General features: G+C 62.4%; 13 protein-coding genes and 1 pseudogene. 4 read left to right on the forward strand and 10 right to left on the reverse strand.

Annotation, left to right across the window (positions count from 1 at the left end):
- Positions 1–20: 20 nt before the first annotated feature.
- Both panB and panC read right to left on the reverse strand, forming a co-directional pair.
- Entirely contained in the window at positions 21–842 is an 822-nt protein-coding gene (panB, locus tag HJC04_RS21915) for a 3-methyl-2-oxobutanoate hydroxymethyltransferase (RefSeq protein ID WP_210632084.1), read from the reverse strand.
- Entirely contained in the window at positions 839–1765 is a 927-nt protein-coding gene (gene panC, locus HJC04_RS21920; protein ID WP_221124298.1) for a pantoate--beta-alanine ligase, read from the reverse strand. The genes panB and panC overlap by 4 nt, the downstream gene beginning before the upstream one ends.
- 243 nt (positions 1766–2008) lie before the next feature.
- Between panC and HJC04_RS21925 the strand changes: the two genes are divergently transcribed.
- The 4 genes and pseudogenes from HJC04_RS21925 to HJC04_RS21935 all read left to right on the forward strand — a co-directional run bounded on the left by HJC04_RS21925 (position 2009) and on the right by HJC04_RS21935 (position 5865).
- Positions 2009–2485: a ProQ/FINO family protein gene (locus HJC04_RS21925; protein ID WP_221147100.1), complete on the forward strand. Its 477-nt coding sequence runs from the start codon at positions 2009–2011 to the stop codon at positions 2483–2485.
- Between the two features lie 145 nt (positions 2486–2630).
- A pseudogene (locus tag HJC04_RS31890) lies at positions 2631–2887 on the forward strand (MFS transporter); the annotation flags it as partial.
- A gap of 178 nt (positions 2888–3065) precedes the next feature.
- Positions 3066–4049, forward strand: a complete 984-nt coding sequence (locus HJC04_RS21930) for a cytochrome-c peroxidase (RefSeq protein ID WP_221147102.1) — start codon at positions 3066–3068, stop codon at positions 4047–4049.
- A 10-nt stretch (positions 4050–4059) separates the two neighbouring features.
- On the forward strand, positions 4060–5865 hold the full coding sequence (locus HJC04_RS21935) for a methyl-accepting chemotaxis protein (RefSeq protein ID WP_221147103.1): 1806 nt from the start codon (positions 4060–4062) through the stop codon (positions 5863–5865).
- 11 nt (positions 5866–5876) lie between these two features.
- Here HJC04_RS21935 and repC read toward each other — a convergent pair whose 3' ends face one another.
- The 8 genes from repC to HJC04_RS21975 form a co-directional block, all read right to left on the reverse strand.
- Positions 5877–7166, reverse strand: coding sequence for a plasmid replication protein RepC (repC, locus tag HJC04_RS21940; RefSeq protein WP_210632089.1), 1290 nt, complete (start codon positions 7164–7166; stop codon positions 5877–5879).
- Between the two features lie 210 nt (positions 7167–7376).
- Positions 7377–8351 carry a plasmid partitioning protein RepB gene (gene repB, locus HJC04_RS21945; RefSeq protein WP_221123512.1) on the reverse strand — a complete coding sequence of 325 codons (975 nt, stop codon included), beginning with the start codon at positions 8349–8351 and terminating at the stop codon, positions 7377–7379.
- 69 nt (positions 8352–8420) lie between these two features.
- Positions 8421–9629 carry a plasmid partitioning protein RepA gene (gene repA / locus HJC04_RS21950; protein ID WP_221123513.1) on the reverse strand — a complete coding sequence of 403 codons (1209 nt, stop codon included), beginning with the start codon at positions 9627–9629 and terminating at the stop codon, positions 8421–8423.
- Between the two features lie 240 nt (positions 9630–9869).
- Entirely contained in the window at positions 9870–10931 is a 1062-nt protein-coding gene (locus HJC04_RS21955) for an ABC transporter ATP-binding protein (RefSeq protein WP_085782018.1), read from the reverse strand.
- A 22-nt stretch (positions 10932–10953) separates the two neighbouring features.
- Positions 10954–11808, reverse strand: a complete 855-nt coding sequence (locus HJC04_RS21960; protein WP_221147164.1) for a sugar phosphate isomerase/epimerase — start codon at positions 11806–11808, stop codon at positions 10954–10956.
- 44 nt (positions 11809–11852) lie between these two features.
- Entirely contained in the window at positions 11853–13091 is a 1239-nt protein-coding gene (locus HJC04_RS21965) for an ROK family transcriptional regulator (protein ID WP_210632092.1), read from the reverse strand.
- A gap of 43 nt (positions 13092–13134) precedes the next feature.
- Complete coding sequence (locus tag HJC04_RS21970; RefSeq protein WP_085782016.1) at positions 13135–13977, reverse strand: carbohydrate ABC transporter permease; 843 nt, start codon at positions 13975–13977, stop codon at positions 13135–13137.
- Positions 13974–14903, reverse strand: a complete 930-nt coding sequence (locus HJC04_RS21975) for a carbohydrate ABC transporter permease (protein ID WP_221123515.1) — start codon at positions 14901–14903, stop codon at positions 13974–13976. Before HJC04_RS21975 ends, HJC04_RS21970 begins: the two co-directional genes overlap by 4 nt.
- Between the last annotated feature and the right edge of the window lie 50 nt (positions 14904–14953).

A 14953-nucleotide genomic window follows, 5' to 3' on the forward strand; every position in this document is an offset into this window, starting at 1 on the left:
CAAAGACCCCTGCCCTCGCCTCAGCTGCGGCGCTTGAACGTATGTTCGGCTGCCGGAAATTTGCGCGCGCGCACCTCCTCGGCATAAGAGGCGGCGGCGTCAGCGACCCTCTTGCCGAGTTCATCGTAGCGCTTGACGAAACGCGGCCTGAAGTCATTGAAGAGGCCGAGAATATCGTCGGAGACCAGGATCTGGCCATCGCAGGCGGACGAGGCGCCGATGCCGATGGTCGGTATGTGGATCGAGGTCGTCATCTCGCGGGCGAGCGGCTCCACCGTGCCTTCGACAACAACGGCGAACGCGCCGGAGCCGCCGATCGCATGCGCGTCGCGGCGGATCTTGGAGGTCTCGTGTTCGGAATGGCCAACGGAGCGATAGCCGCCTGCAGTGTGAACGAGCTGCGGCATCAGGCCGATGTGGCCGAGCACGGGAATGCCTCGCTTGGTCAGGAAGGCGATTGTTTCGGCCATCTCCTCGCCGCCTTCGAGCTTGACGGCGTCGCAGCCGGTTTCCTGCATGATGCGCACGGCATTGCGGAAGGCGACCTCCTTGGATTCCTGATAGCTGCCGAACGGCATGTCGACGACGACGCAGGCATTGGCGACGCCCCGCATCACCGCCTTGCCATGGGCGATCATCATGTCGAGCGTCACGCCGATCGTAGTCTCCATGCCGTAGAGCACCATGCCGAGCGAGTCTCCGACCAGCAGCAGGTCGCAATGCTCGTCGAGAAGGCGCGCCATCGGCGTCGTATAGGCGGTGAGGCAGACGATCGGCTTACCGCCCTTCATGGCTGCGATCCGCGTCGGCGTCAGGCGCTTCTGAGATCCGGTGGCGCTCATTTCGTCACTCCCTTCCCCGGCTGGCCGCTCACTCGGTTGTCCCGGATCATTTTGCTGTTCCCGCTTGCCGGGCTGCTGTTGTCTCCGACAACTCTGTTGTCGAGAAGCCGCGTCGTGCCGATTCGCACGAAGAGCGCCACGACGATGGGGTCTTCGAGCGAAGCGACCGGTGCCAGCGTTACCGCATCCCTGACGGCGACGACTTCGACCCTTGCCAGAGGCTCGCGGCCGATGAAGGCGGTGAGTTTCGCCTCAAGTTCTTTCGCATCCGTCAGGCCTTCGGCGATGAGCCGCTCGGCCTCGTCGAGCGCCTGCGGAACGATCACTGCCGCGCGCCGCTCATCGGGGCTGAGATAGACATTGCGCGAGGACAAGGCGAGGCCGTCGCTGTCGCGCACCGTCGGCACCGAGATCACCCGCACCGGCACGGCGAGATCTTCCACCATGCGCTTGATGATGACGACCTGCTGGTAGTCCTTCTCGCCGAAATAGGCAGTCTGCGGCTGGACGATGTTGAAAAGCTTGGTGACGACGGTGGCCACTCCGGCAAAATGGCCGGGCCTGACCGCGCCTTCGAGTTCGCGGCCGAGATCGGGAACGTCGACCACCGTCATCATCGGGCGGGGATACATGTCCTCGACGCCCGGCGCGAAGAGGAAATTCACACCGGCCTGCTTGAGCATGTCGCCATCGCGCTCGAGATCGCGCGGATATTTGCCGAGGTCTTCGGCGGGGCCGAACTGCAGCGGATTGACGAAAATCGAGACGACGACGAGGTCGTTCTCGGCCCGGGCGCGGGTGACGAGCTTGAGATGTCCGGCGTGGAGATAGCCCATGGTCGGAACGAGGCCGACGGTGCGCCCCTGCCGCTTCAGCGCATCGAGCGTGTGGCGCAGCTCTTCAATATTCGAGAAAACCCGCATACATCCTCCCCGCGGCCGGTCACTCATCTTGGGCGCGGATAAGAAGTGTAATCGAAGCGGGAGGTCAATGCACTTCCGCGACAAAAAACGATTAGATGCATGGCAGGCCGATAAACCCCACTCATATCCGCCGGGAAATCGTCTCTCGCATCCGGCTTGCCGTAGGGCTAGCAATGTGCGACCTGCGCCTCTATCTACCCTCTCCGTCAAGATACCATCACAGTCGGCCGTTATGGAGGATGCATGGACAAACCCTGGAAAATCAGCCGTGGGCCGATTGCGGCGACGGAGCTCGACGTGGAGAAGGCAAACGCGATCAACTCGCTGTTGGTCCGGCCGGTCGGCGTGCTTCCGACAAAGCCTGGCGATCCCGTCCTTCCCTTCGCCGTCGGCCTCTTCAACGAGCTGCGCCCGCTCCTGAAGCCCGATGCCGGCGTGACGACGCTTCGGCGCGCGACCGCTGCCTATGTCCATTGCCGGCGCTATTATTTCGCCAGCGCCCAGCCCGACTCCATGCGCCATAATCTCGACGGCGAGCCCGTTGAGCTGCTGTCGGAGGAAGACCGGCTGGTCGCGCAGAAGCGTTTCCTGAGCCTCAAGCAGAGCGCCGCGAAGGCCGAGGAGCCTGAGCCAGCGCCTGTGGTGGTTCCTCCTCCTGTCATCAGCAAGAACGAGCAGATCCGCGCCGCCCTTCTCGGCAAAAGGAACGCCGCCCAATAGGGTGAAACGACGTCAGCCTTGCTCCTCCTTCGGTGAAGCCCTGAGCATTTCCATGGCACAGGGCGGGTTGACGGTTGCGCCAGAAAAATGCCCCGCCCGGAGGATCCGCAGATGGCTGATATCATCACGAAGGGCCGGGTTCTTCTGGGGCCCGCACATGGGCTTCACACAAGGCGTTTTCGCGGCGCTCGTCGCCGACGCGGCACCTGCTGATCTGCGCGGCACGGGGTTTAGGTTTTTCAACCTCGTCTCGGGGGTTGCAATTCTGCTCGCCAGTGTGGTGGCGGGCGCCCTGTGGGAAGCGGCGGGGCCGCCATCACCTTCACCGCCGGCGCCGCCTTCGCGGCGCTCGCGGGCGCGGCCCTCCTCGTCGTGAAAGCACCCATGACGCAGAAGTCTTGAAGAATATTGCGCTCGACATGCAATGGAAGAATAACCTGCTGGTGTATTCTCACACCAAACTATTTTCTGCGCAACGTCAGGTGGTTATAACTTCATGTATTTCACGCTTTACAGAGCTTTAACGCTATTATTCTAATTTAAGCACCAGCTATTAAATCTCGCTGGACGTTCTAAAACGATGCGTTTTCTGGTTGCAGCTTCCCTTTTTGCAATGGCCGCAGCCCAGTCCGCGGCGGCCGATCTTTCCGCCTACAAAAGGCCGCTGACGGTGCCTTTCGAGAAAGTGACGCCCTATTCGCCGCAACTCGCGACGCTCGGCAAGATGCTGTTCTTCGATCCCCGGCTTTCCGGCAACAAGAACATGACCTGCGCCAGCTGTCATAATCCTTCCTTCGGCATCGAGACGCCGGTGAAGACACCGATCGGCGCGGCCAATACCGCGCTCGCCCGCCAGGCGCCGACAGTCCTGAACGTCGCGTGGGTCTCACCCTTCTTCTGGGACGGCCGCGCGAAGAACCTGGAGGATCAGGCGGCAGGCCCCATCACCGCAGCCGCCGAGATGAACGGCAAGCTCGAAACTGCTGTCACCGAAATGCAGAACATTCCCGATTACAAGGCGTGGTTCGGCGAAGTCTTCCCCGATAAAGGGATCACAAGGGAGACGATTCTGACGGCGATCGCCACCTATGAGCGGACAGTGGTTTCCAACTGGTCGCCCTTCGACCGCTGGGTGGATGGCGACGAGAAGGCGGTTTCCGACAGCGCCAAGCGCGGCTTCGAGGTCTTCACCAGCAGCGCCGGCTGCTCCGCCTGCCACTCAGGCTGGAATTTCACGGACAACAAGTTTCATGACATCGGCCTGCCGGATGAGGATATAGGCCGCTTCAAGATTGATCCGAGCAGCCCGAACAATCAGCATGCTTTCAAGACGCCGGGCCTGCGCAACACGCTCTATCGCGGCCCCTATATGCACGACGGCAGCCTGAAGAGCATGGACGAGGTGATCGCCCACTACGAAAGCGGTGGCGTCGGCCGCCCCTCGCAAGATCCCGCCATGATGCCCTTCTTGCTGACTGACCAGGAGCGCGATGATCTGATCGCCTTTTTGGGAACTCTGACCGCCGAAAAGCAGGACATTCCCCTGCCGACGTTGCCGAACTGAGGTGCATACCATGAAGCTCTCCATACGCATGCAGATCCTCGTCCCCATGGTGGCGACGATCGTCGTCGGATTCGGCAGCGCCCTCCTGATCGGCAACCAGGCTATCACCGGCCAGGCTCGGGTTGCCGCTGTGGTGCAGGAGGCGGTGAACGCCAAGCTGAGCTCGGCCCATATCGAGCAGCAGTTCCGGCAGGCGACATCGGTGGTCGACCGGGTGCTTTCGATGACGAATTTCGTGCCGGCAGCCGAGGTCAAGGCAGCGTTCGAGGAAAGCAATGGCGCGCTTTCGCAGTCGCTCGATGAGCTTGGGCGCGTCGATCTCGCCATGTCGCTGACCGAGGGGGTGCGCTCGCTTCGCGAGGCGCACGGCGCCTGGGAAAAGGACGTCAAGGTGAGCCTCGGCCTGCAGCAGGCCGACCAAGTGCCGACGGCCGAGAAGCTGGCGCGCTCGCAGCAGGCGATCATGGAAGGCATCACCGCCGTCAACGGTATCGTCGACAGGATCGCGACCGAAAGCGTCGCCGAGGCCGGCAAGGCCCTGGAAACGAAGATCGAAACTGAACTGGCGCTCGCGGGCCTTGCCGCCATCGTCGGCCTCGGCATTCTCATTGCCATCGCCCGGCATGTGTCGCGTCCGATCCAGCGCATCACCCGATCCATGCAGGAACTTGCCTCCGGCGAGACTGACAATGCGATCCCCTATGCCGGGCGTGGCGACGAGATCGGCCTGATGGCGGGCTCCGTCGAAGTCTTCCGCCAGAACGCCATTGCGCGCATCCAACTGGAAAGCCAGGCGGAGGAAAACCGGCGTCTGGCCGAAGCAAACCGGCTGGCCGACCAGGAGCAGGCGGAGCGCAGCGCTGCAGCACGGCTGAAGACTGCGACCTCGGGCCTCGCCGCCGGCCTGAAACGGCCTGCGGAGGGCGATCTCGCCTTCCAGCTCTTGGATCGGTTCGCGCCTGAATTCGAGCCGCTGCGGCATGATTTCAACGCGTCGGTGGAGCAGCTCGGGCGCACCCTGCTTTCGGTTTCAAAAAGCGTGTCGATCATCAATACGGGTACCCGCGAGATCAACAACGGCTCCAGCGAGCTTTCCGGCCGCACCGAGCGGCAGGCGGCAACGCTCGAGGAGACCGCCGCTGCGCTCGACGTCGTCACGGCCAAGGTGACCGAAGCCTTCAATATCGCCGAAGAGGCGCGCAGCGTTGCCGACAACGCCAATCGCAGCGCGATCGCATCCGGCAAGGTGGTGGCCCAGACCGTCGACGCCATGAGTCAGATCGAGGAATCCTCCAAGCAGATCAACAATATCATCGGCGTCATCGACCAGATCGCCTTCCAGACCAATCTGCTGGCGCTCAACGCAGGGGTCGAAGCCGCACGCGCCGGCGAGGCCGGCAAGGGTTTTGCCGTCGTCGCCCAGGAAGTGCGAGAGCTCGCCCAACGCTCGGCCCAGGCCGCCCGGGAGATCAAGGAGCTGATCGGGCGAGCATCCGCCAAGGTCGCGAGCGGCGTCGAACTGGTCAACCACACCGGCGCGGCACTTGGCGACATCGGCCGCTTCATCGTCGATATCAACCAGCGCATGGAAACGCTCGCCGCCTCGGCGCGCGACCAGGCGACCAGCCTCTCGGAAGTCAATTCGGCCATGAGTCAGCTCGACCAGGTAACCCAGCAGAACGCCGCCATGGTGGAGGAAACGACCGCCGCCAGCGTCACACTGGCCAGCGAAGCCGAACGGCTGCGCGAACTGGTCACTCAGTTCGAACTGGGTGGGGCAGACTCCGGCACGCGGAGCTATCGCGACGCAGCGTGAGGTAAGCACGATTAGGTCCCGGCCCGGCTGACAGCCGGGCTTTTTGCACGCAGCAGGGCGATCAGCATCGGGCCGAGTGCAAATTCACTGCGTTCGGCGCGCCGCGTCAGGTCCCTGAGATAGCCTCCGGCGGAGTTGATGCACTCTCCCCTTTGCAGGATGCAGGCCATGACGGTGGCGGCGCTTTCCGGCCCCATCACGCGTGACGCCGCCTCATAGGCCGACGGACTGACGGCGAGCATCGAGCGCACGACGATGGCCGCTGTCATCAGATCCCGCCAGCTGTCGACCTTGCCGCCAGGTCCGTAGTCCATGATGTCGGGGCAAGCCTGGAGAACAGTGGCGAGCGGGAAGGATTTCAGTTCGCATACTCTCGGCCAAACGGCGAGGCGCGATCCCTCCCGGCCGCGTGTTTGCGCTTTCGGCCCGTCATCGTGCGGCTTCGTCCCCGGTTGCGGATCCCGGCCGGCCTGCCCCGCCCCCGTTTCCAAGCGCGGTTCAGATTCAGAAAGGGATTCGGTGTGAGAATTCTGTATGTGGCGCTCAATCCGGGATTCACTGGTGCTCGCCATCTGCATTTTCGCGTGCAGCTCCAACAGGTTGACGATATCTGTGCGGAGTGTCTCGAGGTCTTCGAGGACGGGCGTGAGGGTTTCGATCGTCGCGGCTCGCGGAATCCGATCCAGGATAGAATGGAACATTGAGGACACGCGCTCGCAATCTCCCGCAACCGCTTCCTCGACGGCTGCGGAAATCAGCTTGGCGATGTCGCGCCGGTAGATCGTCAGCCGCTCCTTCATGGCGCGCAGCATCTGCCGGTCAGCGGCGATCCGTGCCGCCATCACCTCGATCTCGCCGGCCCGGGCGAGGAGCGGGGCGAGGCTGAAGCCATAGGCCTCGTCGATTCCGCCCCCCCGGCCGCGGCGGGCATAACGTTTGCCGTTCGGGCTGTCCTTGCGGGAGATCAGGCCGGCCTCGATGAGTACGGCGAGATGCCGGCGCAAAGTGGCGGCGGCCATGCCGCGGGCTCTGAGCGAAAGCTGCGCGTTCGAGGGGAAGACCACCAGTCCTTTTTCGCTGGACAGTTCGTCCTCAGGATAAAAACTCAGCAGCGCATCGAGCACCGTCAGCGCTCTGTCGGAGACGTCGAGCCCTGCCCGCGCCTCGCAGACGGAGCGGAACAGTTTCCATTTGCTGCGCGTCGTCTCGGCCGCAATCGCTTCGCCTCGCCGCTGTTTCAGCAGCATGGCGAGCGTCATCGGCCGCCGCCCGAAGGGCGTCGTCACATAGTCACTCTCCATTTCCTTCACCTCTCATCGGGCAAAAGAAATCCGCTCACCGAAACGATGCGAGGGAAAAGGTGCTGCAGCATCATTTACGCGTCTGAAAAGACGCGCAGGCGCTGCAGGACTCTTGACGGGGATTCGTGAAAATGCGATTCTCTGTCTTGCTAAGGATATGAGAAGGGCTTCCACGACTCGTTCGTTTGGGGGCCTTTTTCTTTTGCGGTTTCAGTCTCCTTGTTTGCCCTCCTCGGCGAGGAATTGCTCATAGAGCGCATCCAGCCTGCCGGAGAGAAATTCTCCGAAGCGACCGGCATTTCTCGCCTTCATCGAGAGCGAGAACGCCTTACCGTCATTCTTCATTTCCGCCTGGACCGCCTTATCAAGCGGCTGCCATGTCATCTTCCTCGCGGCGACGGTTTTCTTCACCGGCCGCGCGCTTTTGTTCAGCGCCGCATGGAGTGCCTCGAAACGTTTGTCGGAAGGTAGCTGATGAAAGTTGTCGTCTTGCAGGACTTTGGCGACATTTGCCGCATTGGCCGATTTGCCGGCGAGCAGCGACAGCTCCACCCAGCGCTCGCGGCCGACGCCGGGTGCGGCGCCGATCGCCTGGACGACCTCCGGCGAGATACGATCCATGACCGACAGCATCTTCGAGACTGAAGCCGCATTGGCGGCGAGCGCCGTCGAGATCACCTCCCTGTCATAGCCGAGTTCCTCAAGCCGCCTGGCAAAGAGCGCGCGCTCGATGAAGGTGAGGTCGGCGCGGGCGGAATTCTCCTGCCCCTGGGCGATCACATGGGTCCGGTCGTCGATCGCCTTGACGACGGCGCGGACATTGCGGCCGAGCGCGCGGGCGGCGCGCAGCCGCCGGTGGCCGAAGACCACCTGATAACGTCCGTCGATCCTGGTGTGGGGACGTACCAGGATCGGCGTATCCTGTCCGCGCGCCCGGATCGCTTCGACCAGCATTTGGAAGTCCTCGTCATCCTCGGACAGCCGGTCCTTGACGAAGGAGGCTTCGACGAGATCCGGGTCAAGATCGACCACCGCCTCGCCTTCGAGGAATTTTTCCGCCTGCTTGGCCAGCTCATCCAGCGAGCGGACGAGCGACCGGCCTGCGCCGCGCATCGGATAGTTAGGCGCGCCCGCGTTTTCGTCCGGCATATCGGCCAGTCCTTCCAGCAGATTTTTCCGTGCCATCGCTTCCTCCGGTTGCGGTCATTCCATTGATTTGCTTCACGGAAAGCGTGAATTTGTCAGCCGACAAATTCACCTTCCCCATGCCTGGTGAATAAGCCCGGCGATCTCTGCGTTGACGGCGTCCATCGCCTCCATCGCGCGATCATAGGTTCCCCGGTTCATCGAGGAACGCTCGACCTCATAAAGTGTCTGTTTGGTGATCCCGGCATCCGAGATTGCCGTCGATTTGACCATCTGGTTCTTCAGCATGAACTCGTGGAACATCGTCGACATGAAGCCGACCATCTGCGCCTGCGGCACGTCGGTCGGCTCGTAGCGGGTGATCAGATAGCGATACCAGGAGAGGTTCACCTCGGCGCCGGCGGCGCGGATCGGCTTCAGGATGCCGCCGAGCATGAGCAGGAACTGGCCCATCGACATGACGTCGAGCATCTGCGGATGGATGGTGATCAAGACACTGGTCGCCGCCGTCAGCGCCGTCAGGGTGAGGTAGCCAAGCTGCGGCGGGCAATCAATGACGACGACGTCGTAGCGGTCGTCGACTTCAGCGAGCGCGCGGGAGATGCGGGTGAAGAAGGTCTTGCCGTCATTGCTCGACTTGTCGGTCATGGCGAGCGGCGTATCGTATTCATATTCCTGCAGGTCGAGATTGGCCGGCACGATATCGAGGCCGGGAAAATTGGTCTTGTGGATGATCTCGGAGAGCGGCTTCTTCTCGCCGTCATAGCGGATCGCCTCATAGAGCGACGAGGCCTGGTCGAACTCCGGCTGGAAGCCGTGCAGGGAGGAGAGCGATGCCTGCGGATCGAGATCGACGGCAAGGACGCGGTGGCCGGTCAGCGCCAGGTGCTGGGCGAGATGGGCTGATGTCGTCGTCTTGCCCGAGCCGCCCTTGAAGTTGACGACGGCGATCACCTGCAGCTTCTCATGGCCGCGGCGATGGGGCACATACATGCGGCTCTCGGAGCGGCCATGCGCATCGAGATAGCGCCTGAGCTCCAGCATCTGCTCGGCGCTGTAGGAGCGCCGCCCGGAAGGCGAAGTCTGCGGGCAGGGGCCTTTGCCTTCGAGATGCAGTTTCTTCAACGTGCTCTGCGAGGCCCCGACATAATTGGCGACCTCGGCGAGAGAGAAGTTGCGCAGCGTCTTCTTCGCGTTCGGCGGAAAGCGCTGCACGCTCAGGAGATGCAGCTTCTTCGAAATCACGTCGCCGTGCTCGAGAATCTGATCCTCGAAATAGAGCGGCGCGGCCTTCACGGCGTTCGAATTAGCGTTCATCGGCAGCAATCTTTCGGATAACGGTTTTCGGGATCAAAAGCCCCTGTAACCGTTATTATCCGCGATTCTCCGATACCGGCCAAGAAATTTAAGGTTAACGCATATTAACCTTTTCGATGCTCGTTCAAGCGCTTGCCGGATCTCTGCGTGATGTCCGGACGACCGGGGATTTTGGGCCGGGGGCGCTGACAAAGCGCCCCCGGCGGCGCCCGGCCGAAGGGGAGGGGGCATTCGGCGGGCTTAACTCAATGGCGCTTCGCCTGTAGTGATGCGCTGCTCGTCGGCGCCGAAGAGGTGAACGGTGTCGTGGCCGGGGGCGATCCTCAACACGTCGCCGGGGGCGGCCCGGATCCGCTCGCGGAAGACGCAGGTCAGCGTCTGCCCTCCGAGCCGCACGAGCACGAGTGTTTCCGAGCCTGTGGGCTCGACGACGACGGTCGTCACTTCGATGCCGTTGGGGTCGAGCATGATATGTTCGGGGCGAATGCCGTAGGTCACGGCATCCTTCGGCCGGCGTTCGCTCGGCAGCAGCAGCCCGTCCACGGTCCTGAACCCGTCTTCGCTCATGCTGCCCTTGATGAAATTCATCGCCGGCGAGCCGATGAAACCGGCGACGAACAGATTGTTCGGGCGGTCGTAGAGTTCGAGCGGCGAGCCCGATTGCTCGATCAGCCCATCCTTCATGACGACGATCTTGTCGGCCATGGTCATGGCTTCGATCTGGTCGTGGGTCACGTAGATTGTCGTCGTCTGCAGCCGCTGATGCAGTTCCTTGATCTCCGAGCGCATCTGCACCCGAAGCTTGGCGTCGAGGTTCGACAAAGGCTCGTCGAACAGGAAGACGGCCGGATCGCGTACGATCGCCCGGCCCATGGCGACGCGCTGACGCTGGCCGCCCGAAAGCTGCTTCGGATAACGCTCCAGCAGGTTTTCCAGGCCGAGGATTTTTGCCGCATTGCCGACGCGCTGATCGATCTCCGATCTCGGCATGCGCTTCATACGCAGCGAGAAGCCCATGTTCTTCGCCACCGTCATATGCGGATAGAGCGCGTAGTTTTGGAACACCATGGCGATGTCGCGGTCTTTGGGCGCAAGCTCGTTGACGATGTGCTTGCCGATCTGGATCTTGCCCGAGGTGATGCCCTCCAGGCCGGCGATCATTCTGAGCAGCGTCGATTTTCCGCAGCCGGAGGGGCCGACCAGGACGACGAATTCGCCGTCGCCGATATCGACGGACACGCCTTTGATGGCTTTGAACGCGCCGTAGTCCTTGCGCGCATTGCTGACCGAAACATGGGCCATGAAACTCCTCCCGAATTCGCCGTCAAAGTCCGTTCAAGACACTTTTGAGAAAATCGAGGCCGAGGCGCTCACCCTCCTTGCGCGCGGCCAAGTCCTTGCCCGGCCAGCCGTAAGCGGCATCCTCGTGCTCGATCGACAGCGTGCCATCAAAACCGTAGCCGCGGGCCTGCCTGAGGAAACGCGGCCAGTCGAGCAGACCGAACCCCGGCAACTTGTATTGCCACCAGCCCTTGCCGTGATAGCCGAGTGCCTGCAGGGCCTCGGCGTCGATCGCCGTATCCTTGGCGTGCAGAATGGCGATGCGGTCCTTGACCGCCTCCAGCGCCCGATAGGGATCGACGCCGATGCGGATGAGGTGCGAGGGGTCGAATTCGAGGCCGAAGCGGGGGTCCTCGATGCGGCGGAAAAGTTCCTGCCATCCCCTAGGCGTCGTTCCGATGAAATTGTCTCTAGGTCCGGGCCAGTTCTCGATCGCGAAGGTGAGGCCGCTTGCCTGCGTTTGCGCGATCAGCCCAATCGCGAAGTCGGCGAAGTCGTCATAATTGGCCTCGTCGCTTGCCGTATCGTTACGACCGGGAAAGATCACGAAGATCGGAACGCCGGCGCCGCCGATCGCTTCGGCAAATTCTGAGGTCCTTGCCCGGAGTTCCCGGCGCTTGTCGCGATCGGCATCAAGCTGATTGCCGAAAAAAGTGATCGAGGAGACGAAGAGGCCGCGGCTTCTTGCCAGCGTAACGGCATCTTCCACCCGGTCGGGCGTCTTGATGTGGCCGCCGACATCGATCTCGATCGCTTCGAACCCCGACGACGCGGCGAAATCTACCACTTCCTCCAGCGGGCGGTCATTGAATGTCGAGGTATAGAAGCCGATTTTCACCATATCCTCCGATCCTCATCAAAATCCGGGGCCTTGCGGTCGTTTCAACTGTTCAGCCGATCCATGAATTTCAGCGGCGAGCGCGTGCGCTGCGCCACATCGGCCGATGCGAGCATCAGGGCCGCCGCCATCGGCATGGCCGCCGCACCCATGGCCGAGGCGTCCTCGCCGATCGAGGCGCGATGCAGCGAGGGCAGGTTCGTGTCCTCGGCGTCGAGATGCTCGTGGACGTAACGCAGCAATTCATCGACGATGCGGATCGGCAGCCGGCCGCCGACGAGCACGGCATCGGGATCGACGATCATGGCGATATGTTTGACCGCGACGGCGAGATGCGCGCTCATTTCCTTCAGCCATTGTGAAACGAGGCGCTTGCCGCGCGCGTCGAGGGTCAGCAGATCCTGCGGCACGCTCACCTCGATCCCATGCCGGGCGAGGAAATCATAGAGGAAGAACAGCGAGAAGATCTCCCCGAGGAGCTGGACCTTCTGCGCCTCGCCGTCGCGGCCGTCGGCAATCGGAAGCCAGCCGATCTCGCCGCTGAGGCCCATGGCGCCGCGATGGCCGTTGCCGTCGAGAACGAGGCCGCCGCCCGGGCAGGCATTGACGGCAATATAGAAGAAGCTGCTGCTTTCCGCGCCGAGGCCGTAGTTGAGCTCGGCAAGGGCAGCGGCATTAGCCTCGTTTTCTGTGAAGACGGGATGCGGCGTCAGGCTCTCCAGTGCGGCGCGCACGTCGAAATCAGTCCATTCCTGATAGGCGTCGGGCTTGCCGAGCAGCGAGATTTCGCCGAGCCAATCCGGCATGGCAAGGCCGATGCCGGCAAGGCGCGCATCGTCGATCAGTCGGCTGCGCTGGAAATGCGAGATCGCATCTGATGTCAGTTGCATGAATTCCGCCGGCAGGATGAAGCGCTTCTCGTGGTGTACGCGGGCGCGCACATTGCCGACGGCGTCGACCGCCAGGATCGTCAGATGGTCGCGGTCGATGTTGATGCCGATGGCGTAATAGGCATCGGGATTGATTTCGAGTTCGATTGCCGGCTGGCCTCTGAGCCCATGCCGGCGGCGGGCCTCCATGATCAGGCCCTCGTCCAGCAGGCGGTCGACGATGCGGGCGATCGCTGGTTTGGTGAAGCCCGTCTGCCTGGCGATCTCGGCGCGCGAAATCGGCGCCTGGCGGTGGATGCAGCGCAGGACGACGGCCCTGTTGTGCTCGCCCGCGTCTTCGACATTGGCGCCCGTCAGATCGGGGGAGAGCCTAGCGCCGAGTGTCTGGTTCATGCGTTCAATCCTTCCGCGCGCGTGAAGAGTGAAGCAGACCTCTTCATCCCTTCACCGCGCCGCTGGTCATCGCACCGAGGATCAGCCTCTGGAGCGACAGGAAGGCCACGATCGCCGGAACGACCGCAATCAGGCAGGCGGCTGCAAGCAGCTGGATGGACGAGTCGGTCTGCATGCCGCGGAAGTTAAAGATTCCGACGCCGATCGGCATCAGGTCATTTTTGGTGAGCAGCAGGAAAGGCACCAGGAATTGCGACCAGCCGGCAATCACAGTGATGATGAAAACCGAGGCGATGCCCGGCGCCGACAGGGGCACGATGATGCGCCAGAAAACCGAGAAGCGATTGCAGCCATCGATCATCGCCGCCTCGTCGAGGCTGCGCGGAATGCCGTCGACCGTACTTTTCAACAGCCAGGTCGCCAGGGGAACACCGAGCGCGATATAGACCATGACGACGGCGAAATGCGTGTCCAGCAGGCCGAGGCGGTTCATGTAGCGATAGAGCGGCACCATGATGACGAGCGGCGAGATCATCTGGAAGAGCAGCAGCCCCATCATCGAGAGGCCCTTGCCACGGAACTGGAAGCGGGAGAAAGCGTAAGCGGCGGGCAAGGCCACGATCAGCACGCCGAGCCCGCTCAGAGCCGCAAGCTTCAGGCCGTTCCAGAGATAAATCGGGAAATAGCTGTTGTTGAGAACGGTGATGAAGTTCTGAATGGTAGGGTTGTCGGGAATGTAGCGCGCCGCGCCGCGATAGACCTCGCGCTTGTCGCGTAGCGCCATCGACAGCAGATAGGTGAGGGGGCCGGCGAAGAAGACGAACATCACCAACATGAAGAGATAGCTCATGGCATCGCCTAACCGGCTTCCGGTGCGTCCGCTCATTGCTCTTCCTCCTTCGGCAGGAACGACGCATAGACGAAGGCGAGCCCGAGGCTGATGATCAGCATCAGCACGGAGAGCACGCTGCCGCCGGAGAGGTCATAGTTTCGGAAGACGATATTGAAGACGTAGAGCGAGATCACTTCGGTCGCGCGCCCGGGTCCGCCGCCTGTCAGTGTGATGATCGCATCGAAGGTGTTCACCGTCTGGATGGTGATCAGGATCATGTTGACGAGGATGGCAGCGCGCAGCTGCGGCAGCGTGACGAAGAAGAACTGCTGCGAGGCGCTGGCGCCGTCGACCTCCGCCGCCTCGTAGAGCGAGGGATCGATCGATTTCAGCGCCGCATACATGACGACCATCGAAAAGGCGGTGCCGCGCCAGATGTTCGAGATCAGAGTCGACCACGGCGCCATTGCCGGGTCCGAGAGCCAGGCGACGGTCGGCATGTGCATCAGCCTCAAAATGCTGTTGAGCGCGCCGTAAGGCGCTTCGGAAAACAACATCTGCCAGATGATGCCGCCGGCAATGCCCGGCACGACCCAGGCGACAAGCGCCGTGGTCCTCAGGATCGTGGTGCCGAACAGGCCGCGCTTTTCGCCGCGAATGACGGTGACGGCGACCGCAAGCCCGAGGATCTGCTGGCCGATGACGCTGCCGCCGACGAAGATCAGCGTCGCCCAGAGAATGTCGGGCAGTTGCGGCGAGCTCAGCGCACTGGTGATCGACCCAAACGTATATTGCTGGTTCTCGCCGATCAGCGTCGCATTGGTGAAGGAAAGCCGGAAAACGTCGATGACGGGATAGAGGTAGAATATGCCGATGACGATGATCACGGGCATGATCCAGGGCAGGGGCGCACCGGCGAACCGGCGCATGAACGTTCTGCTTTGAGGCGGGCTGTCAGCCTCGATGGCAATTGGGCTCATTGGCTTCTCTGTCCGGGTTTGGCACTGTCGACGGCGCCTCAAGTCCAGGC

Source organism: Rhizobium sp. NLR8a, from assembly GCF_019685235.1.
Lineage (GTDB): Bacteria > Pseudomonadota > Alphaproteobacteria > Rhizobiales > Rhizobiaceae > Rhizobium.

Bases quoted from the DNA above. Each gene is read 5' to 3' on its own strand.
- HJC04_RS21970 (WP_085782016.1), bottom strand. From the start codon at position 13,977: ATGAGCGGACGCACCGGAAGCCGGTTAGGCGATGCCATGAGCTATCTC.
- repC (WP_210632089.1), bottom strand. From the start codon at position 7,166: ATGGAGAGTGACTATGTGACGACGCCCTTCGGGCGGCGGCCGATGACG.
- HJC04_RS21955 (WP_085782018.1), bottom strand. From the start codon at position 10,931: ATGGCCCATGTTTCGGTCAGCAATGCGCGCAAGGACTACGGCGCGTTC.
- HJC04_RS21930 (WP_221147102.1), top strand. From the start codon at position 3,066: ATGCGTTTTCTGGTTGCAGCTTCCCTTTTTGCAATGGCCGCAGCCCAG.
- HJC04_RS21975 (WP_221123515.1), bottom strand. From the start codon at position 14,903: ATGAGCCCAATTGCCATCGAGGCTGACAGCCCGCCTCAAAGCAGAACG.
- HJC04_RS21925 (WP_221147100.1), top strand. From the start codon at position 2,009: ATGGACAAACCCTGGAAAATCAGCCGTGGGCCGATTGCGGCGACGGAG.
- repA (WP_221123513.1), bottom strand. From the start codon at position 9,629: ATGAACGCTAATTCGAACGCCGTGAAGGCCGCGCCGCTCTATTTCGAG.
- panB (WP_210632084.1), bottom strand. From the start codon at position 842: ATGAGCGCCACCGGATCTCAGAAGCGCCTGACGCCGACGCGGATCGCA.
- panC (WP_221124298.1), bottom strand. From the start codon at position 1,765: ATGCGGGTTTTCTCGAATATTGAAGAGCTGCGCCACACGCTCGATGCG.
- repB (WP_221123512.1), bottom strand. From the start codon at position 8,351: ATGGCACGGAAAAATCTGCTGGAAGGACTGGCCGATATGCCGGACGAA.
- HJC04_RS21965 (WP_210632092.1), bottom strand. From the start codon at position 13,091: ATGAACCAGACACTCGGCGCTAGGCTCTCCCCCGATCTGACGGGCGCC.
- HJC04_RS21935 (WP_221147103.1), top strand. From the start codon at position 4,060: ATGAAGCTCTCCATACGCATGCAGATCCTCGTCCCCATGGTGGCGACG.